This window comes from Streptomyces sp. NPDC041814 (genome assembly GCF_055590565.1).
In genome coordinates this window covers 307,917-327,224 of the sequence record NZ_JBVJAM010000001.1, presented here as the reverse complement: position 1 = coordinate 327,224, position 19,308 = coordinate 307,917, and the positions used below count along the sequence as shown (strand labels likewise).

Here is a 19,308-nt window from a genome sequence, read left to right as displayed (position 1 = left end):
AGGAGCGAGCGTGGCCGGACCGACGACCGCCCAGCGCGGTGCAGGGAAGCAGGAGGACGCCCCGGACCGGCCGCCGGGCCCACGCCCCGAGGGGCGCCGCGTCTCCCGGCGCCGACTGCTGCTCCTGATCGCCGGGGCCGTGCTGCTGCTCGGCTCCGGCGTCGTCTGGGCGCTGTACGGCTCCTCCTGGCTGCGGGTCGAACAGGTCAGGATCACCGGAGTCCGGGTGCTGACGCCGGCCGAGGTGGAAAGTGCCGCGGAGGTCCCGATGGGCGCCCCGCTCGTCTCCGTGGACACCGCCGCCATCGAGAAGAGGTTGCGCCAGAAGTTGCCTCGTATCGACAAGGTGGATGTCGTTCGGTCATGGCCGCACGGCATCGGACTTAAAGTGACCGAACGAAAGCCGGTCCTGTTGGTGAAAAAGGGCAGAAAGTTCATCGAAGTGGACGGCAAGGGCGTGCGCTTCGCGACGGTGGACAAGTCTCCCGGGCGCGTGCCTCTGCTGGAAGTGGCCGAGGGTCGTTCCGCGAGCCTGCGCCGCTTCGGCAGTGACCGGCTGGTGCGGGAAGCGGTCCGGGTCGCGGGTGATCTCCCGGACGGAGTCGCCGAGGACACCCGGGTCGTCCGGGTCGACTCGTACGACGCCATCTCCCTGGAACTCACGGGGGATCGCACGGTGATGTGGGGAAGCGGCGGAGCGGGCGGGGTGAAGGCGAAAGTCCTCACCGCTCTCATGAAGGCCGCACCCAAAGCGGGACACTTCGACGTGAGTGCCCCCACCGCCCCTGCGGTGTCGGGTGGTTGACGCACATTTGGCCTGGCCAGCACCCTGGTTGGTCAGCGCTACGGGTGATCACATAGGGTGAAAAGAAAAACGGGAGGTTCGGCGTGTTCGTTGAACGTGCGCCACTTGTCGACTTAGTGTCCTGTTCGGAAGAGTCCATGAAGCAGACACACTGGTAACCCTAAACTTGAACGTTAGGGTTTGGGTCGGCGTTCGGACCGTCCCAATCGGCATCCGTCGTCGCGGCGGGATCACCGCGAAGCGACGACACGTAACTCGAGGCGAGAGGCCTTCGACGTGGCAGCACCGCAGAACTACCTCGCAGTCATCAAGGTCATCGGTGTCGGCGGCGGTGGTGTCAATGCCATCAACCGAATGATCGAGGTCGGTCTCAAGGGCGTCGAGTTCATCGCGATCAACACGGATGCGCAAGCCCTGTTGATGAGCGACGCCGACGTCAAGCTCGACGTCGGCCGCGAACTCACCCGCGGCCTCGGCGCCGGGGCGAACCCGGCCGTCGGTCGTAAGGCGGCAGAGGACCACCGTGAGGAGATCGAGGAGGTCCTCAAGGGGGCCGACATGGTCTTCGTCACCGCAGGCGAAGGCGGCGGCACCGGCACCGGTGGCGCACCCGTCGTCGCCAACATCGCGCGCTCGCTCGGCGCCCTGACGATCGGTGTGGTCACCCGCCCGTTCACCTTCGAGGGCCGGCGCCGCGCCAATCAGGCGGAGGACGGCATCGCCGAACTCCGCGAAGAGGTCGACACCCTCATCGTCATTCCCAACGACCGGCTGCTGTCCATCTCGGACCGCCAGGTCAGCGTGCTCGACGCGTTCAAGTCGGCCGACCAGGTCCTGCTCTCGGGTGTCCAGGGCATCACCGACCTCATCACCACGCCGGGCCTGATCAACCTCGACTTCGCCGACGTCAAGTCGGTCATGTCCGAGGCCGGTTCCGCGCTCATGGGCATCGGCTCCGCCCGCGGCGACGACCGCGCGGTGGCCGCCGCGGAGATGGCGATCTCCTCGCCGCTCCTGGAGGCGTCCATCGACGGCGCCCGCGGTGTCCTGCTCTCCATCTCCGGCGGCAGCGACCTCGGTCTCTTCGAGATCAACGAGGCCGCCCAGCTGGTGAGCGAGGCGGCCCACCCGGAGGCGAACATCATCTTCGGCGCGGTCATCGACGACGCCCTCGGCGACGAGGTGCGGGTCACCGTCATCGCGGCGGGCTTCGACGGCGGTCAGCCGCCGGCCCGGCGCGAGAACGTCCTCGGCGCCAACAGCGCCAAGCGCGAGGAGCCGGCTCCGACGCCGGTCCGGTCCGCGCCCGAGCCGGTGCGCCAGTCCGGCGGGCTCGGTTCGGTGCCGCCGCGCGAGGAGCCGGTGCAGGCCGAGCCGGTTCCGGTGTCGGGTGAGACCCACCTTCCGCCGGTCGTCTCGCCGCCGCACGTCCCGCCGGCCCGTCCCTACTCGGACTCCCAGGCCGAAGAGCTGGACGTACCGGACTTCTTGAAGTGATAGGTCCGCATCACACTGTGAGCCCGACGGACTCTGTCTACTCGCGGGGCGGCGCTCACTTCTCCTTCACCGACAGGTGGGGCGGAGTGAGCGCCGCCCCGTACGCGGAGCTCAATCTCGGCGGCGCGGTCGGCGACGACCCCGCCGCCGTTCTCGCGAACCGCGAGCGGGCCGCGCGCGCCCGGGGGCTCGATCCGGCCCGTGTCGTCTGGATGAACCAGGTGCACGGCCGGGACGTGGCCGTGGTCGACGGACCCTGGGGCGAAGCGGCGGAGATCCCCGCCGTGGACGCGGTGGTCACCGCGCGGCGCGGACTGGCGCTCGCCGTGCTGACCGCCGACTGCACGCCCGTCCTGCTCGCCGACCCGGAGGCCGGTGTCGTCGCCGCGGCGCACGCCGGGCGGCCGGGGCTGGTCGCCGGGGTCGTGCCGGCCGCGGTCGAGGCCATGGTCCGGCTGGGCGCGGAGGTCTCCCGGATCACCGCCCGGACCGGGCCCGCCGTCTGCGGGCGGTGCTACGAGGTGCCGGCCGCGATGCGGGACGAGGTCGCCGCGAGCGTGCCGGGCACCTGGTCCGAGACCAGCTGGGGCACTCCCGCGGTGGACGTCACCGGCGGGGTGCACGCCCAGCTGGCTGAGCTCGGCGTCACCGACCGGCAGGCGTCGCCCTTCTGCACCCTGGAATCGGGCGACCACTTCTCGTACCGACGCGACCGCACCACGGGGCGGCTCGCCGGATATGTCTGGCTGGACTGATAGGGCATGACGGAACGCAAGGAACAACTCGCCGCGAATCTGGCGCGGGTGGAGGAACGGATCGCTTCGGCCTGCGTCGCGGCCGGCCGCAAGCGGGAGGAGGTGACCCTGCTGGTGGTCACCAAGACCTACCCCGCGAGCGATGTGCGGATTCTGCACGGACTCGGTGTGCGTCAGGTCGCGGAGAACCGCGACCAGGACGCCGCCCCGAAGGCCGCCGAGTGTGCGGATCTGTCCCTCTCCTGGCACTTTGTCGGTCAGTTGCAGACCAATAAGGTCCGTTCCGTGGCCGGTTATGCCGATGTCGTGCAGTCCGTGGACCGTACGAAGCTGGTGACGGCCCTCTCGACCGCGGCCGAGCGCCGCGAGCGCGAACTCGGCTGCCTCATCCAGGTCGCCCTCGACGCGGAGAGCGGCGAGCGGGGAGCCCGCGGGGGCGTCGCGCCCGACGGGATCGAGGAGTTGGCGGACGCGATCGCCGCCGCGCCCGGGCTCCGGCTGGACGGACTGATGACCGTCGCGCCGCTCGCCGGCCCCTTCGCCGGGCGGCAACGGGCCGCGTTCGACCGGCTGATGGAATTCTCATCCCGGCTGCGCGGGAACCATCCGGCTGCGAACATGGTCTCCGCAGGGATGAGTGCGGACCTCGAGGACGCGATCGCGGCCGGAGCGACACATGTGCGCGTCGGTACTGCGGTACTCGGAGTCCGACCCGGGCTCGGGTAACGTCGCCAAGCAAGTCGGACCACAGCAGAAAATATGGTCATTACCGCCCAGGGCGGGTAGGCCGGAGTGGATCGCGGGCACTTGGTGACAGATGCCGATCCACCACAGAGCGGAGGACTCAGAGCATGGCCGGCGCGATGCGCAAGATGGCGGTCTACCTCGGCCTCGTGGAGGACGATGGGTACGACGGCCCGGGGTTCGACCCCGACGACGAATTCGAACCCGAGCCGGAGCCCGAGCGCGACCGGCGCCGGCACCAGCCCGCGCATCAGGTGGAGCGGGACCGGGAGCGCGACGAGCCGGTACGCGCGGTCCAGCCGCCGGCGCAGCGGGAGCCGGTCCAGATCCCGGCGGAGCGCGAGCGACCCGCCCGGATCGCACCCGTGGCATCCATCACACCTGAACGTCCGAACATGGAGAAGAACGCACCGGTGATCATGCCCAAGGTCGTGTCCGAGCGCGAGCCCTACCGGATCACGACGCTGCACCCCAGGACGTACAACGAGGCCCGTACCATCGGGGAACACTTCCGTGAGGGCACTCCGGTGATCATGAATCTCACGGAGATGGACGATACGGACGCAAAGCGACTTGTCGACTTTGCCGCGGGACTCGTCTTCGGTCTCCATGGCAGCATTGAGCGAGTGACACAGAAGGTGTTCCTGTTGTCGCCTGCTAACGTCGATGTCACGGCGGAGGACAAGGCCCGCATCGCAGAGGGCGGATTCTTCAACCAGAGCTGAGAACACGACACCGGGAACAACCCGGCCGAGAGGCCGGTGCTACGAGAGCCAGGGGAGAGGGAAGCGCGAGAGATGGGCGTCGCACAAAGTGTTGTCTACATCGCGTTGATGTGTTTCCTCATCGTGCTGATCTTCCGGCTGGTCATGGACTACGTCTTCCAGTTCGCACGTTCATGGCAGCCGGGCAAGCCGATGGTGGTCGTCCTGGAGACGACCTACACGGTCACCGATCCACCGCTCAAGCTCCTGCGGCGGTTCATCCCGCCGCTGCGTCTCGGGGGCGTGGCACTCGACCTGTCCTTCTTCGTTCTGATGATCATCGTTTCCATCCTGATCAGCATCGTGGTCAGGCTGTGAGCGATACGGTCTTGCCGACTGCCGACGACTACGTAGAGGTGAAGAAGAGATGCCGCTGACTCCCGAGGATGTGCGGAACAAGCAGTTCACGACGGTCCGCCTCCGAGAGGGCTACGACGAGGACGAGGTCGATGCCTTCCTCGACGAGGTCGAGTCGGAGCTGACCCGCCTGCTCCGTGAGAACGAGGACCTGCGCGCCAAGCTGGCCGCCGCCACGCGTGCCGCCGCGCAGAACCAGCAGCAGGGCATGCGTAAGCCGCCTGAGCAGCAGGACCGGCCGGGTGCCCCGGTGCCCGCCGCCATATCGGGCCCGCCGGTCCAGCAGCAGCCCCCGCAGATGGGTCCCCCCCAGCTGCCCGGTGGTGCTCCGCAGCTGCCCGCCGGTCCCAGCGGTCACGGCCCCCAGGGCCCGCACGGCCCCGGTCCGCAGGGCCCCCACGGCCCCGGCCCGATGCAGGGTGGTCCCATGGGCGGCCCGATGGGCGGTCCCATGGGCGGTCACAACCCGCAGCAGCAGATGCAGCAGATGCAGCCCCCGCCGCAGATGCAGCAGCAGGGCCCCGGTGGCGACAGCGCCGCCCGTGTCCTGTCCCTGGCCCAGCAGACCGCCGACCAGGCGATCGCGGAGGCCCGTTCCGAGGCCAACAAGATCGTCGGCGAGGCGCGCAGCCGCGCCGAGGGCCTGGAGCGGGACGCCCGCGCCAAGGCGGACGCGCTGGAGCGGGACGCGCAGGAGAAGCACCGCGTGGCGATGGGCTCGCTGGAGTCGGCCCGCGCGACGCTGGAGCGCAAGGTCGAGGACCTGCGGGGCTTCGAGCGTGAGTACCGGACGCGTCTGAAGTCCTACCTGGAGAGCCAGCTGCGTCAGCTGGAGACCCAGGCGGACGACTCGCTGGCTCCGCCGCGCACCCCGGCCGCCGCGTCGCTGCCGCCGTCGCCCTCGCTGGCTCCGGCCGGTGCGGGTGCCATGGGGCACACGATGGGCGGCAACCACGGTGGCCAGCCGATGGGCGGCGGAAACCCTCCCATGGGCGGTGGCCCGTCGTACGGCGGTCAGCAGCAGATGTCGCCGGCCATGACGCAGCCGATGGCACCGGTGCGGCCGCAGGCGCCGCAGCCGATGCAGCAGGCGCCGTCGCCGATGCGTGGGTTCCTGATCGACGAGGACGACAACTGACGGGCTTTCGCGCGGTGAGCGCGTAGCCGTCGGCAGGCAAAAGGGCCGGGCCCCGGGGTTTCCCCGGGGCCCGGCCCTTTTGTGTACGAGGGTGGGGGCGCTGCGCGCGGCTGGCCCCTGCCCGCCCCTTCCCGAAACCGGGGCTCCCGCCCCGGACCCCGCGCCTCAAACGCCGGCGAGGCTGGGTTTTCCAGCCCCTCCGGCGATTGAGACGCGAGGGTTCGCTACGCCTTGCGGAGGCGGAACGTCAGGGACAGGCCCTCGTCCTCGAAGGCGGTGCCGTACGCGTCGTCCGCCTCGCCCTCCGCGTAGTCCAGGGCCAGGACCTCGTCCGCGATCAGCGCCGCGTGCTCGGTGAGGGCCTCCGTCGTCGCGGGGGACGTGGAGGTCCAGCGGACGGCGATGCGGTCCGCGACGTCCAGGCCGCTGTTCTTGCGGGCCTCCTGGATCAGGCGGATCGCGTCACGGGCCAGGCCCGCGCGCCGCAGCTCCGGGGTGATCTCCAGGTCCAGGGCCACCGTCGCGCCCGAGTCCGAGGCGACGGACCAGCCCTCGCGCGGGGTCTCCGTGATGATCACCTCGTCCGGTGCGAGGGTGACCGTCTCGCCGTCCACCTCCACCGACGCCGTGCCCTCGCGCAGGGCCAGCGACAGGGCTGCCGCGTCCGCGTTCGCGACCGCCTTGGCCACCGCCTGGACGCCCTTGCCGAAGCGCTTGCCGAGCGCCCGGAAGTTCGCCTTGGCCGTGGTGTCGACCAGCGAGCCGCCCACCTCGGAGAGGGAGGCGAGCGAGGAGACGTTCAGCTCCTCCGTGATCTGGGCGCGCAGTTCCGCGGACAGGGCCTCGAAGCCCGAGGCCGCGACCAGCGCCCGGGACAGCGGCTGACGGGTCTTGACGCCCGACTCCGCACGCGTGGCCCGGCCCAGCTCGACCAGGCGCCGGACCAGCGCCATCTGCGCCGAGAGCGCGGGGTCGACCGCCGCCGGGTCCGCCTTCGGCCAGGACGACAGGTGGACGGACTCCGGCGCGTCCGGGGCGACCGGCACGACCAGGTCCTGCCAGACCCGCTCGGTGATGAACGGGGTCAGCGGCGCCATCAGCCGCGTGACGGTCTCCACCACCTCGTGCAGCGTGCGCAGCGCCGCCTTGTCGCCCTGCCAGAAGCGGCGCCGGGAGCGGCGCACGTACCAGTTGGACAGGTCGTCCACGAATGCGGACAGCAGCTTGCCGGCCCGCTGCGTGTCGTAGCCCTCCAGCGCCTGCGTGACCTGGTCCACCAGGGTGTTCAGCTCGCCGAGCAGCCAGCGGTCCAGGACGGTGCGGTCGGCGGGCGCCGGGTCCGCGGCCGAGGGCGCCCAGTCCGACGTACGGGCGTACAGCGCCTGGAAGGCCACCGTGTTCCAGTACGTGAGGAGCGTCTTGCGGACGACCTCCTGGATCGTGCCGTGGCCCACGCGCCGGGCCGCCCAGGGGGAGCCGCCCGCGGCCATGAACCAGCGCACCGCGTCCGCGCCGTGCTGGTCCATGAGCGGGATCGGCTGGAGGATGTTGCCCAGGTGCTTGGACATCTTCCGGCCGTCCTCGGCGAGGATGTGGCCCAGGCAGACGACGTTCTCGTAACTCGACTTGTCGAAGACGAGCGTGCCGACCGCCATCAGCGTGTAGAACCAGCCGCGGGTCTGGTCGATGGCCTCCGAGATGAACTGCGCCGGGTAGCGGCTCTCGAAGATCTCCTTGTTCTTGTACGGGTAGCCCCACTGCGCGAACGGCATCGAGCCCGAGTCGTACCAGGCGTCGATGACCTCCGGGACGCGGCGCGCCTCCAGGCCGCAGCCCTCGTGCGTACAGGCGAAGGTGACGTCGTCGATGAACGGGCGGTGCGGGTCCAGGTCCGAGAGGTCCGTGCCGGAGAGCTCGCCCAGCTCGGCGCGCGAGCCGACACAGGTGAGGTGGCCCTCCTCGCAGCGCCAGATCGGCAGCGGGGTGCCCCAGTAGCGGTTGCGGGACAGCGCCCAGTCGACGTTGTTGGTGAGCCAGTCGCCGAAGCGGCCGTGCTTGACGGAGTCCGGGAACCAGTTGGTCTTCTCGTTCTCCTGGAGCAGCCGCTCCTTGACCGCCGTGGTGCGGATGTACCAGGACGGCTGCGCGTAGTACAGCAGCGCGGTGTGGCAGCGCCAGCAGTGCGGGTAGCTGTGCTCGTACGGGACGTGGCGGAAGAGCAGGCCGCGGTCCTTCAGGTCCTCGGTCAGCGCCTCGTCCGCCTTCTTGAAGAAGACCCCGCCGACCAGCGGCAGGTCCTCCTCGAAGGTGCCGTCGGGGCGGACCGGGTTGACCACCGGCAGCCCGTACGCCTTGCAGACCAGGAGGTCGTCGGCGCCGAAGGCGGGGGACTGGTGGACCAGACCCGTACCGTCCTCGGTCGTCACGTACTCGGCGTTGACGACGTAGTGCGCCTCGGCCGGGAAGTCGACCAGGGCGAACGGACGCTCGTACGTCCAGCGCTCCATCTCGCGGCCCGTGAACGACTGGCCGGTGAGCTCCCAGCCCTCGCCGAGCGCCTTCTCGACCAGCGGCCGGGCGACGACGAGCTTCTCCTCGCCGTTCGTCGCGACGACGTAGGTGACGTCCGGGTGTGCGGCGACGGCGGTGTTGGAGACCAGGGTCCACGGGGTCGTCGTCCAGACCAGGAGCGCCGCCTCGCCGGCCAGCGGGCCCGAGGTGAGCGGGAAGCGCACGAAGACCGAGGGGTCGACCACCGTCTCGTAGCCCTGCGCCAGCTCGTGGTCGGACAGGCCGGTGCCGCAGCGCGGGCACCAGGGGGCGACGCGGTGGTCCTGGACCAGCAGGCCCTTGTTGAAGATCTCCTTCAGCGACCACCACACGGACTCGACGTACTCGGGGTCCATCGTCCGGTACGCGTCGTCCAGGTCGACCCAGTAGCCCATACGGGTCGTCAGCTCGGCGAAGGCGTCGGTGTGCCGGGTCACGGACTCGCGGCACTTGGCGTTGAACTCGGCGATGCCGTACGCCTCGATGTCCTTCTTGCCGTTGAAGCCCAGCTCCTTCTCGACCGCAAGCTCGACCGGCAGACCGTGGCAGTCCCAGCCGGCCTTGCGGCCCACGTGGTAGCCCTGCATGGTCCGGAAGCGGGGGAAGACGTCCTTGAAGACGCGGGCCTCGATGTGGTGGGCGCCGGGCATGCCGTTGGCGGTGGGCGGGCCCTCGTAGAACACCCACTCGGGGCGGCCCTCGGACTGGTCGAGGCTCTTGTCGAAGACCTTGTTCTCGCGCCAGAAGTCGAGCACGGCGTGCTCAAGGGCGGGCAGGTCGACCTGGGCGGGTACCTGGCGGTACTGCGGCGATGTCATGTGCGGGCTTCCTCCGGCGGACGTCTTCCACTTCCGTCGGAGGGACGAGAACCGAGTCGGTCCCCGCGGTACCACCCTCCTTGGCCCCGGGCGTGCGCCCCGGGCCCCCTCATTGGGGTGCGATGCCGGTTCTACTGGCCCCTCGGGGCGTTCTTCCGGCGGCTCCGGGGTGATCTTCACGACGCGCTCGCCCCCGGGCTCCCACCGTCCCCGGGTCGCTGCTGGCTGCGTACGACGCTACTCGTCCCATCCACGCCTCTCGCTGAGGCCAGTGTACGGGCCCCGGGGCACGGCGTCCGACCGGTTTACGGAGGGGCCGGGCGTGACCCGAATGGCCATACGCGGCGTACGCGGCCGGAGCGCGGCCCGGCGCGCGGCGGAAAGCCGGATTACCCGGCGGGGAGCTGGGCACAACGGATGCAGGCACACGGTGATCCGGACACGGGGAGGCGGGATGCGGCGGCGTGCCCCGTTGCCGCGGGACCGGGGTCGACTTATCGTCCCAGCACGACACGCGAGCAAGATCACGGTGTGTGAAGGGGCCGCGGCCATGGTGGAGAAGAAGTCGCCCGGCGAGAAGACCTCCGCCAAGAAGGCGGCGGCCCGGAAGACCGCGTCGAAGAAGACCACGCCCAAGAAGACCGGGGCCACCGCGGCCTCGGCGACCACGGGGGCGGCCGAGGCCGCCGATCAGACGGGAGCCCACACGGTGGTAGCCAAGAAGAGCGCGGCCGGTACCCGGACCGCGGGCGAGGACGGGGCACCCGTGCCGCCCGCCCGGGTCGCCACGGCGCCGGGAGACCTGGCCGTACGGCCGGGCGAGGACCCCTGGACCCCGGAGGAGGTCGCCTCCGCGCGGGACGGGCTGACCGGCGAGGCCACCCGGCTCCGCAACGAGCTGGAGGCGTCCGGCCTCGCGCTGGCCGGGCTCATGCGGGACTCCGGCGACGGGGCGGGCGACGACGAGGCCGACACCGGCACCAAGAACATCACCCGCGAGCACGAGATGCAGCTCGCCGCCAACGCCCAGGAGATGCTGGACCAGACCGAGCGCGCCCTGGCCCGGCTGGAAGCCGGCACGTACGGGCTGTGCGAGGTCTGCGGCAAGCCGATCGGCAAGGCGCGGATGCAGGCGTTCCCCCGGGCCACGCTGTGCGTCGAGGACAAGCAGAAGCAGGAGCGACGAGGCTGATTCGCACGGGCGTGCCGTACCCTCGTCCTCAGTCGGGAACTAGGTTGAGGGACTCACGTGGCAGAGGCGGAGCGCATCATCGGTACGCCGGACATCACCGGGGCTGAGGGAAGCGGGGAGAACGGGCCGGACGGCTCGTCCGCTTCCCCGGAGCCGGGTGTGCCGGACGCCCAGGACACCGGGGCCACCGCGACGGACGCGGACGCGGATGTCGACCGTTCCCCGGCCACCCGTCGGCGCCGGGTCATCCTGCTGTTCTGCGTCGCCGTCGTCGCGTACCTGCTCGACCTCGGCAGCAAGATGCTCGTCGTGGCGAAGCTGGAGCACCAGGAGCCGGTCGAGCTCATCGGCGACTGGCTGAAGCTCGACGCCCTGCGCAACTCGGGCGCCGCGTTCGGCTTCGGCGAGGCGTTCACGATCATCTTCACGATCATCGCGGCGACCGTCATCGTGGTGATCGCGCGGCTCGCGCGCAAGCTGTACAGCCTCCCGTGGGCCATCGCGCTCGGCCTGCTGCTCGGCGGGGCCCTCGGGAACCTCACCGACCGCATCTTCCGCGCGCCGGGCGTCTTCGAGGGCGCGGTGGTCGACTTCATCGCCCCCGCCCACTTCGCCGTCTTCAACCTGGCCGACTCCGCGATCGTCTGCGGCGGCATCCTGATCGTGTTCCTCTCCTTCAAGGGCCTGGACCCCGACGGCACCGTGCACAAGGACTGAGGGACGCAAGGCATACTCGACTGGTGAGTACGCAACCCGAGGTCCGAACCCTGCCCGTCCCCGATGGCCTGGAGGGCGAGCGCGTCGACGCCGCCATCTCCCGGATGTTCGGCTTCTCCCGCACCAAGGCCGCCGACCTGGCCGCCGCAGGCAAGGTGCAGGTGGACGGCTCGGTGGTCGGGAAGTCCGAGCGGGTGCACGGCGGTGCCTGGCTCGAAGTGGAGATGCCGCAGGCGCCCGCGCCCGTGCAGGTCGTCGCCGAGCCCGTCGAGGGCATGGAGATCGTCCACGACGACGACGACATCGTGGTGATCGTCAAGCCCGTCGGCGTCGCCGCCCACCCCAGCCCCGGCTGGACCGGCACCACCGTCATCGGCGGCCTCGCCGCGGCCGGATACCGGATCTCGACCTCCGGCGCGGCCGAGCGCCAGGGCATCGTCCACCGCCTCGACGTCGGCACCTCCGGGCTGATGGTCGTCGCCAAGTCCGAGCGCGCCTACACCCTGCTGAAGGCCCAGTTCCGCGACCGGGTCGTGGAGAAGAAGTACAACGCGCTGGTCCAGGGCCACCCGGACCCGATGAGCGGCACCATCGACGCCCCCATCGGCCGCCACCCGAACCACGACTACAAGTGGGCGGTCGTCGCCGACGGCAAGCCCTCGGTCACGCACTACGACCTCATCGAGGCGTACCGGGCCGCCAGCCTCCTCGACATCAAGCTGGAGACCGGGCGCACCCACCAGATCCGGGTCCACATGTCCGCCCACCGCCACCCCTGCGTCGGCGACCTCACCTATGGCGCCGACCCCACCATGGCCAAGCGCCTCGGCCTGACCCGGCAGTGGCTGCACGCGGTGAAGCTGGGCTTCGAGCACCCCTCCGACGGGAGCTGGGTCGAGTTCACCAGCACCTACCCCGACGACCTCCAGCAGGCGCTGGACCGCATCGCGGCGGAGAGCCAGTGACGGCCGGGCCCCTCGCGTACACCACCCGGACCGTCACCGACGAACAGGACCGCGCCGCCTGCTTCCAGGTGCGCAAGGAGGTCTTCGTCGGTGAGCAGAACGTGCCCGAGGAGATCGAGTACGACGCCCACGACGCGGACGCGCTGCACGTCATCGCCGTCGCCGCCGACGGCACCGCGCTCGGGACCGGCCGGCTGCTGCACGGCCCCGCCGCCGCCTCGCACACCGGCGGGGACCCCGCCGTCGGCTCGCTCGGCCGGCTCGCGGTGAGCAAGGAGGCCCGGGGCCTCGGCGTCGGCGCCGCGCTCGTGCGGGCCATCGAGGACGCGGCCCGGAGCCACGGCCTCACCGCCGTCGACCTGCACGCCCAGACGCACGCCCTCCGCTTCTACGAGCGCCTCGGCTACGAGCCGTACGGCCCGGAGTTCATGGACGCGGGCATCCCGCACCGGGCGATGCGCCGGACGATCTGACGCCCCGCCGCACCCCCTGACCCCGGACGGCGGGGGGCGCATGGCAGGGTGAGGGGCATCGGCCGGGCATGGGACCGGGCCCGGCCGGAGCGCTTCGGAAGGCACCCCGTGGACCAGATGTCACTGCTGCTCCTGCTGCTGCTCGGAGCCGTGGTCACGGTCCCGCTGGGGGACCGGCTGAAGCTCCCGGCGCCGGTGCTGATGACGCTCTTCGGCGTCGTGCTGGCCTTCCTCAGCTTCGTGCCGAACGTCGACATCCCGCCGGAGATCATCCTCCCCGCACTGCTGCCGCCGCTGCTCTACGCCTCGGTGCAGCGCACCTCCTGGCGGCAGTTCGCCGCGAACAAGCGGCCCATCTTCCTGCTGGCCGTCGCCCTGGTCTTCCTGACGACCGCCGCCGTCGCCGCGGTCGCCGACGCGATCGTGCCGGGGCTGCCGCTCGCCGCCGCCGTCGCCCTCGGCGCGCTCGTCGCCCCGCCCGACCCGGTCGCCGCCACCGCCGTCGCCGGGTCGGTCGGGCTGCCCCGGCGGCTCATCTCCATCCTGGAGGGCGAGGGGCTGTTCAACGACGTCACCGCGATCGTGCTGTACCACGTGGCCATCGCGGCGGCCGTCAGCGGGACCTTCTCGTGGCCCGAGGCGTTCGGGCTGCTCGTGCTGTCCGCGGTGGTCGCCGTCGCGGTGGGCGTCGCGCTCGGCTGGCTCACCATCAAGCTGATGGGGCTGCTCGGCGACGCCACCCTCCAGGTCGGCCTGACCCTGCTGGTGCCGTTCGCCAGCTACGTGCTCGCCGAGGAGCTGATGGGCTCCGGCGTGCTCGCCGTGCTGATGACCGCGATGTTCCTCGCGGAGCACACGGCGGACGCCGACGACGTCCTCGGCCGGCTCACCGGACGGACCTTCTGGGAGATCGTCGACACCCTCGTCACCGGGATCGCCTTCGGGCTCATCGGCCTCGAACTGCACAACGTGTTCGGCACGGCCGACGGGCGGCTGCTGGAGACGGCCGGCTGGGGTCTCGCGGTGGTCGCGGTCGTCGTCGGCGTACGGCTGCTCTATCTGCTGCCTGCCACCTGGCTCGCCAAGCGGCTGCACACCCGGCGGGACGTCAGCGAGGAGATCCCCACCAGCTGGCGGGAGACCGTGATCATGTGGTGGGCCGGGATGCGGGGGGTGGCCTCCGTGGCGCTGGCCCTCGCGATCCCGCTGGAGACGGACGACGGCACACCGTTCCCCGGCCGTGACGAGATCGTCTTCATCGCGTTCTCCGTGATCATGGTGACCCTGGTCTTCCAGGGCCTGACCCTGCCCTGGCTGGTGCGGCGGCTCGGGGTGCGCGCGGACGCGGACGCCGAGGCGGCCCTGGAGAAGGACCTCGCGATCCGGGCGGCCAAGGCGGCCCGGGAGCGGCTGAAGAGGATCGAGGCGACCGAGGACCTGCCCGAGGACGTGGTCGACCGGCTGCACCGGCTCGCGTACGACGTGGGGGCGCGGATCAGCCCGGAGATGGTGGACGAGGAACGGCGCGACGCCTACGCCAAGCGCGTCGAACGGTTCCAGGCGGTCAGCCGGATCCAGCGCGAGATGATGTCGGCCGCCCGCCACGCCGTGCTCGACGCGCGCAGCGAACCCGGCTCCGACCCGGAGGTCGTGGACCGGGTCCTGCGGCAGCTGGACGTACGCAGCCTGCGCTGAGGCCCGGGTGGAGGGCCGTCAGCCGCGGCCGGTGCGCGGGGTCCTGTTCCAGCCGTTCGCGGGCTTCTCGTCGTTGCCGGTGCCGTTCACCGACGGCCGGGCGTCGCCGGGCGGGAGCGCCGCGGGGGCCGTCGCGACCCGCGGCAGCGCGTACGGGTGGTGGTCGCGCAGCCAGGCGATCAGCTGCTCGCGGACCGCGCAGCGCGCTGTCCAGATGTCGTCCGCGTCCTTGGCCGTGACCACCGCGCGCACCTGGATCGTCGTCGGGGTGGTGTCCGTGACCGCCAGGGACCAGTTCCGGCCGTCCCAGGCGGCGCACTCGCCGAGGATGTCCCGCAGCTTGTCGCGCATCGCCTCGATCGGGGCCGAGTGGTCCAGGTGGAAGAAGACCGAGCCGGTCATCTGCGCCCCGCCGCGCGACCAGTTCTCGAACGGCTTCCCCGTGAAGTACGAGACCGGCATCGTGATCCGCCGCTCGTCCCACGTACGCACCGCGAGGAAGGTCAGCGTGATCTCCTCGATCGTGCCCCACTCGCCGTCCACCACCACGGTGTCGCCGATGCGGACCATGTCGCCGAACGCGATCTGGAGGCCGGCGAAGAGGTTGCCCAGCGTGGACTGGGCGGCGACACCGGCGACGATGCCGACGAGGCCGGCCGATGCCAGCATCGAGGTGCCCACCGCCTGCATCTCGGGGAACGTCAGCAGCATCGCCGCGGCGGCCAGGATCCCCACGACCGCGATGACCACGCGCTGGATCAGCGTCACCTGCGTCCGCACCCGCCGCACCCGCGCCGGGTCCCGGTTGTGGGCCGCCGCGTAGCGCGCGTACACCGAGTCCACGACCGCGATGGCGATCCGCACCACCAGCCAGGCCGACGCGCCGATCAGCACCAGCGTCAGCAGCCGGCCGATGCCCACCCGGTGGTCCTGGACGGGGCCGAGACCGGTCCGCTCGTACGTACCGCGCAGCAGCGCCGCGCACATGACCAGCTGGAACGGTATGCGGCAGCGCCGCAGCAGGCCCCACAGCGGGGTCTCGTGGTGCCGGGCGTCGGCGCGCCTGAGCAGGAAGTCGAAGAACCAGCCCGCGGCCAGGGTGATCACCACCGAACCGCCGAGGACGATCAGCGGCCGCAGAACACTCTCCATGCTGTCGCTCTCCATCCCTTCGAACGCAACTGGCACCATGGGCGTCATGAACATCATGCTTTTCCACTCGATGTACGGTCTGCGCCCCGCCGTGCACGCCGCAGCCGAACGGCTGCGCGCCGCAGGGCACGAGGTGCGCGTGCCCGATCTGTTCGAGGGGCACACCTTTGATTCGGTGGAGGAAGCGGAGGCGTTCCGGGAGGAGACCGGCAAGGAGGAACTGCTGAAGCGGGCCGTGCTCGCCGCCGCGCCCTACTCCGACCAGGGCCTCGTCTACGCCGGCTTCTCGCTCGGCGCCTCGGTCGCCCAGACGCTGGCGCTCGGCGACGAGAAGGCGCGCGGGCTGCTGCTCCTCCACGGCACCTCGGACATCGCCGAGAACGCCTCGGTGGACGAGCTGCCCGTACAGCTGCACGTGGCCGACCCCGATCCGTACGAGACGGCCGACTGGCTGAACTCCTGGTACCTGGACATGCAGCGGACCGGGGCGGACGTGGAGGTCTACCGCTACCCGGGCGCGGGCCACCTCTTCACCGACCCGGAGCTGCCGGACTTCGACCGCGAGGCGGCGGAGCTGGCGTGGAAGGTCGCGATCGGGTTCCTCGCCACGCTGTGACGTGCGAAGGGCTCCGCGCGCGTCGCGCGGAGCCCTCGGCGGGGGGCGGCGGTCAGCCGCGGTACGCGGCCCAGCTGTCGCTCATCCGCTGCACCTGGCCCGGGGTGAACTGGGTCATGCAGGCGTCGTACGTGTAGTCCATGAAGTTGTGGATCGGGTCGATGCCGGACTGCCTGGCGCAGGAGTCGCGGCCGGTCGGGCACTCGTACGCGGGGCTCTTCTCGGCCGGCGTGTCGTCCACGTAGTCGCCCTTGCCGCTACAGCCGCCCTGGAACGTGTGGTAGAGCCCCATCCAGTGGCCGACCTCGTGCGTCGCGGTGTCGCCCTCGTCGTAGTGCGTCGCGGGGCCGCCCGGCAGCGAGGCGTCCAGGATGACGACGCCGTCCATGGACGGGCTGGAGGCGTAGGAGCTCGGGAACGTCGCCCAGCCGAGCAGGCCGCCGCCCAGGTTGGCCGTGTAGATGTTGAGCGCGTTCTTGCCGCCCTTGCGCAGGGCCGTCTTCATCGCCTTCTCGGCCGACGAGCCGGAGGAGAGGTTGTACCAGGAGGCGTTGTCCGTGTAGTCGGTGCCGGCCAGAGAGAACTGGAAGCCGGTGGCGTTGTTGCCGGTGCCCTGGCCGCTGTACGCGGCGTTCAGCACGTTCATCTGGCTGCTGATGTCACCCGAGGTGAGCTTGCCCGTGGTGCCGGAGTGGATGACGTGGAAGTAGACGGGGATGGTCGCGCCCGCGGCGAGCGTGGGGCCGGTGAGGCGGCGCTCGGCGAGTCTCTGTCTCATCTGCTTGTCGATGGCCGCTGCCTGGGCGCTGGTGAGCTCGTCGGGATCAGCCGCGTGCTGGGGTCCGCTGGGCCGGGACTGGCGGGCCGAGGCGGAGGCCGGGGTGTCCGCGCAGGCGTCGGCGGACCTGGCCGACGGGGCGCCGGCGGACGCCGCGGTGGCGCCGGAGGGAACGGTGAGGGGCGCCAGGGCCAGGGTTCCGGCCAGGGCGGCGATGCCGATCGCGCGGTGGCGCATACGCGGTGATATACGGGCAGGAGTGCGCACGGGGGCTCCTCGCGGACGTGGGAAGGGGAGGGGGTTCCTCACCTGACGCCGGAGATTACGTGCGCATGCCATGCCGGGGCAGGAGTGATCCGGCCCAATGATTCGCGGTGCAGACCGGGACAACGGGGAGAAAATCTTCCCCGTGGACCGAAGTTTGGAACACGAACTTCATGTATCGGTGAGCCCGGGTGGTCGGTGTGTCCGGATTCCGTCCGCGCGGAAAGCCGTTCGAAACGGCGTTGTCATCAGCCGGAGGCGCGCCCTTCGGTGGCTGGATCGCGACGGTGGTGCGCGTGCGCCCGGGCTGATGCGGAAGGGGGGCGGACCCGGAACGGGTCCGCCCCCCTTCCTGCGGGAGCCAGGAATCAGCCCTTCAGGGCCGCGGCGATCGCCGTGTTGTACTCGTCCACCGTCATCGGCGCGTTCTTGCCGTCGTTGCCGGTGACCTTCTTGCCGTCCATGACGAGGGTCGGAGTGCCGCTCACGTCGTCCTTGTTCTCGTCGAAGCTCTTGGACATCTTCAGGGCCCAGGCGTCGTACGTGCCGTCCTCGACGGCCTTCTGGAACTCCTTGTTTCCCTTGAGCTCCTTCACCGAGTCGGCCACCTTGATGAGGTAGCTGTCGTCCTTGAACTTGTCGTCGGACTCCTCCGGGTGGAACTCGGCCGAGTACAGCGCGCTCTTGTACTCCAGGAACGCGTCGGTGCTCACGTTCAGCGCGGCGCCCAGCGCGCTCAGGGCGTTCTTGGAGCCCTCGCCGCGGGTGCCGACGGACGGGTTGTCCCCGCCGAGGCTGTCCCCGTCGATGAACGACGCCCCTATGTACTGGATCTTGTACTTGCCGTCCGCGACGTCCTTGGTGACGGTCGGGCCGACGGCCTGCTCGAACGAGGCGCAGATCGGGCAGCGGGAGTCCTCGTACAGCTTCAGGGTCTTCTTGGCGCTGTCCTTGCCGATGACGACGGTGGTGCCGTCCTTGCCCGAGGTGTTCTTGGGCGCGACCACCGTCTTCTCGTCCTTGAGGGAGTCCCAGTGGGACGGCTTGTTCAGCTCCATCACCGCGTAGCTGATCCCGGCGACGACGACGAGGACCCCGACCGCCGAGCCGGCGACGATGACCTGCCGGCGGGCCTTGTCCTTCTTCGCCTGGCGCTCGCGCTCCGCGCGCAGCCGCTCACGGGCGGCGGACTTGTTGGCCTGGCTGTTGCGCTTGCTCATGGTGGTGTTCTCCGTGTGGGGTGGGTCGTACGGTTCGGGGCTCGCGTGCTCAGAGGGCACAGGCCCCCAGCGGCGGACCCCTCCGTCCCACGGAGTGCACGAGGAAGCGGGCGCGGGCGGGCAGCAGCGGCCCGGACGCGGTGGCGCGGGCCCCGGCCCTCGGCGGGCGGCCCGCCGCGCGCACCACGGCGACCGCGATCAGCAGCGGCCGGAACGCCAGCAGCGCGCCCGCCCGGAGCAGCCCGGCGAGCGCCAGCTCACCGCGGTGCAGCCAGGCGGCGGCGAGCAGCCCGACCGTGACATGGGCGGCCAGCAGCAGCCAGGGGACCAGCGGGCCGGGCGAGGCCAGCAGTGCGGCGGCGCCCTGGCCGCCCGCGGTCACCGAGGCGAGCGGGGTGCCGACGTCGCCGAGGGGGGCGGTGCCGGGGCCGAGGTCGCCTCCGCCGCACAGGACGTCGACGCCCACCGAGCGCAGGGGGCCCGCTATCGGGCCGCCCGCCGCCCCGTAGCAGAGGTGCTGGCCGGTGGTGAAGAAGGTGTCGGCGGCCAGCTCCAGGGGGACCAGCAGCCCGGCGATCGCCCCGAAGCCGCGCTGGCGGCCGGCCAGGGCGTAGGCCGCCGCGAAGACGGCCCCGGCCAGCACGGCGACGGGGACCAGGGGCAGCGCGACCTGGGAGAGCAGGACGTGGGACGCGGCGGAGAGCGTCACGACGAGCGCTGTGAAAAGCGCCGCGCGTGCCGCTCTGAGCTGCGTCCCGGATATGTCCATCGCCCAGGAGTGTCGCATGCGAACCTGTAAGCGACCCCT

Annotated in this window: 18 protein-coding genes; 13 read left to right on the top strand and 5 right to left on the bottom strand. The window is 71.1% G+C overall.

What is annotated here, in order from left to right:
- Nucleotides 1-10: 10 nt before the first annotated feature.
- The 7 genes from ACZ6C6_RS01505 (at nt 11) to ACZ6C6_RS01475 (ending at nt 6,060) form a co-directional block, all read left to right on the top strand.
- Nucleotides 11-805, top strand: coding sequence for a cell division protein FtsQ/DivIB (locus ACZ6C6_RS01505; protein ID WP_469197955.1), 795 nt, complete (start codon nt 11-13; stop codon nt 803-805).
- Between the two features lie 276 nt (nt 806-1,081).
- Complete coding sequence (gene ftsZ, locus ACZ6C6_RS01500) at nt 1,082-2,302, top strand: cell division protein FtsZ (protein ID WP_164399224.1); 1,221 nt, start codon at nt 1,082-1,084, stop codon at nt 2,300-2,302.
- Between the two features lie 17 nt (nt 2,303-2,319).
- Nucleotides 2,320-3,057, top strand: a complete 738-nt coding sequence (gene pgeF, locus ACZ6C6_RS01495; protein WP_469197953.1) for a peptidoglycan editing factor PgeF — start codon at nt 2,320-2,322, stop codon at nt 3,055-3,057.
- Nucleotides 3,058-3,063: 6 nt separating this feature from the next.
- Nucleotides 3,064-3,783, top strand: coding sequence for a YggS family pyridoxal phosphate-dependent enzyme (locus tag ACZ6C6_RS01490; protein ID WP_469197951.1), 720 nt, complete (start codon nt 3,064-3,066; stop codon nt 3,781-3,783).
- A 125-nt stretch (nt 3,784-3,908) separates the two neighbouring features.
- Nucleotides 3,909-4,526, top strand: coding sequence for a cell division protein SepF (locus ACZ6C6_RS01485; protein ID WP_018104459.1), 618 nt, complete (start codon nt 3,909-3,911; stop codon nt 4,524-4,526).
- 72 nt (nt 4,527-4,598) lie between these two features.
- A complete protein-coding gene (locus ACZ6C6_RS01480; RefSeq protein ID WP_018104460.1) occupies nt 4,599-4,883 on the top strand; it encodes a YggT family protein in 285 nt (94 codons plus the stop codon).
- A gap of 49 nt (nt 4,884-4,932) precedes the next feature.
- Entirely contained in the window at nt 4,933-6,060 is a 1,128-nt protein-coding gene (locus ACZ6C6_RS01475) for a DivIVA domain-containing protein (protein ID WP_469197949.1), read from the top strand.
- Between the two features lie 224 nt (nt 6,061-6,284).
- Here ACZ6C6_RS01475 and ileS read toward each other — a convergent pair whose 3' ends face one another.
- Complete coding sequence (gene ileS / locus ACZ6C6_RS01470; protein WP_469197947.1) at nt 6,285-9,428, bottom strand: isoleucine--tRNA ligase; 3,144 nt, start codon at nt 9,426-9,428, stop codon at nt 6,285-6,287.
- A gap of 550 nt (nt 9,429-9,978) precedes the next feature.
- Between ileS and ACZ6C6_RS01465 the strand changes: the two genes are divergently transcribed.
- From ACZ6C6_RS01465 to ACZ6C6_RS01445, 5 genes are all read left to right on the top strand, one after another.
- Nucleotides 9,979-10,620 (top strand): TraR/DksA family transcriptional regulator, encoded by a 642-nt coding sequence (locus ACZ6C6_RS01465; RefSeq protein WP_469197945.1) that lies wholly within the window; start codon nt 9,979-9,981, stop codon nt 10,618-10,620.
- Between the two features lie 57 nt (nt 10,621-10,677).
- Nucleotides 10,678-11,337 (top strand): signal peptidase II, encoded by a 660-nt coding sequence (gene lspA / locus ACZ6C6_RS01460; protein WP_469197943.1) that lies wholly within the window; start codon nt 10,678-10,680, stop codon nt 11,335-11,337.
- A 23-nt stretch (nt 11,338-11,360) separates the two neighbouring features.
- On the top strand, nt 11,361-12,302 hold the full coding sequence (locus ACZ6C6_RS01455; protein WP_469197941.1) for an RluA family pseudouridine synthase: 942 nt from the start codon (nt 11,361-11,363) through the stop codon (nt 12,300-12,302).
- Nucleotides 12,299-12,775 (top strand): GNAT family N-acetyltransferase, encoded by a 477-nt coding sequence (locus ACZ6C6_RS01450; RefSeq protein WP_469197939.1) that lies wholly within the window; start codon nt 12,299-12,301, stop codon nt 12,773-12,775. The genes ACZ6C6_RS01455 and ACZ6C6_RS01450 overlap by 4 nt, the downstream gene beginning before the upstream one ends.
- A 108-nt stretch (nt 12,776-12,883) precedes the next feature.
- Entirely contained in the window at nt 12,884-14,470 is a 1,587-nt protein-coding gene (locus tag ACZ6C6_RS01445) for a Na+/H+ antiporter (protein WP_469197937.1), read from the top strand.
- Between the two features lie 18 nt (nt 14,471-14,488).
- On the opposite strand, the gene ACZ6C6_RS01440 is transcribed toward ACZ6C6_RS01445, so the two are convergent.
- Nucleotides 14,489-15,622: a mechanosensitive ion channel family protein gene (locus ACZ6C6_RS01440; protein WP_469197935.1), complete on the bottom strand. Its 1,134-nt coding sequence runs from the start codon at nt 15,620-15,622 to the stop codon at nt 14,489-14,491.
- Nucleotides 15,623-15,659: 37 nt separating this feature from the next.
- Here ACZ6C6_RS01440 and ACZ6C6_RS01435 point away from each other — a divergent pair, with 37 nt between their 5' ends.
- Nucleotides 15,660-16,238, top strand: a complete 579-nt coding sequence (locus ACZ6C6_RS01435; protein ID WP_361029664.1) for a dienelactone hydrolase family protein — start codon at nt 15,660-15,662, stop codon at nt 16,236-16,238.
- Nucleotides 16,239-16,290: 52 nt separating this feature from the next.
- Here ACZ6C6_RS01435 and ACZ6C6_RS01430 read toward each other — a convergent pair whose 3' ends face one another.
- The 3 genes from ACZ6C6_RS01430 to ACZ6C6_RS01420 form a co-directional block, all read right to left on the bottom strand.
- Entirely contained in the window at nt 16,291-17,253 is a 963-nt protein-coding gene (locus ACZ6C6_RS01430; RefSeq protein ID WP_469197933.1) for a zinc metalloprotease, read from the bottom strand.
- A 395-nt stretch (nt 17,254-17,648) separates the two neighbouring features.
- The gene (locus tag ACZ6C6_RS01425; protein ID WP_469197932.1) at nt 17,649-18,500 is read right to left on the bottom strand and encodes a thioredoxin domain-containing protein; all 852 of its coding nucleotides are present in this window, start codon (nt 18,498-18,500) and stop codon (nt 17,649-17,651) included.
- Nucleotides 18,501-18,549: 49 nt separating this feature from the next.
- Nucleotides 18,550-19,269 (bottom strand): hypothetical protein, encoded by a 720-nt coding sequence (locus ACZ6C6_RS01420; protein WP_469197930.1) that lies wholly within the window; start codon nt 19,267-19,269, stop codon nt 18,550-18,552.
- Between the last annotated feature and the right edge of the window lie 39 nt (nt 19,270-19,308).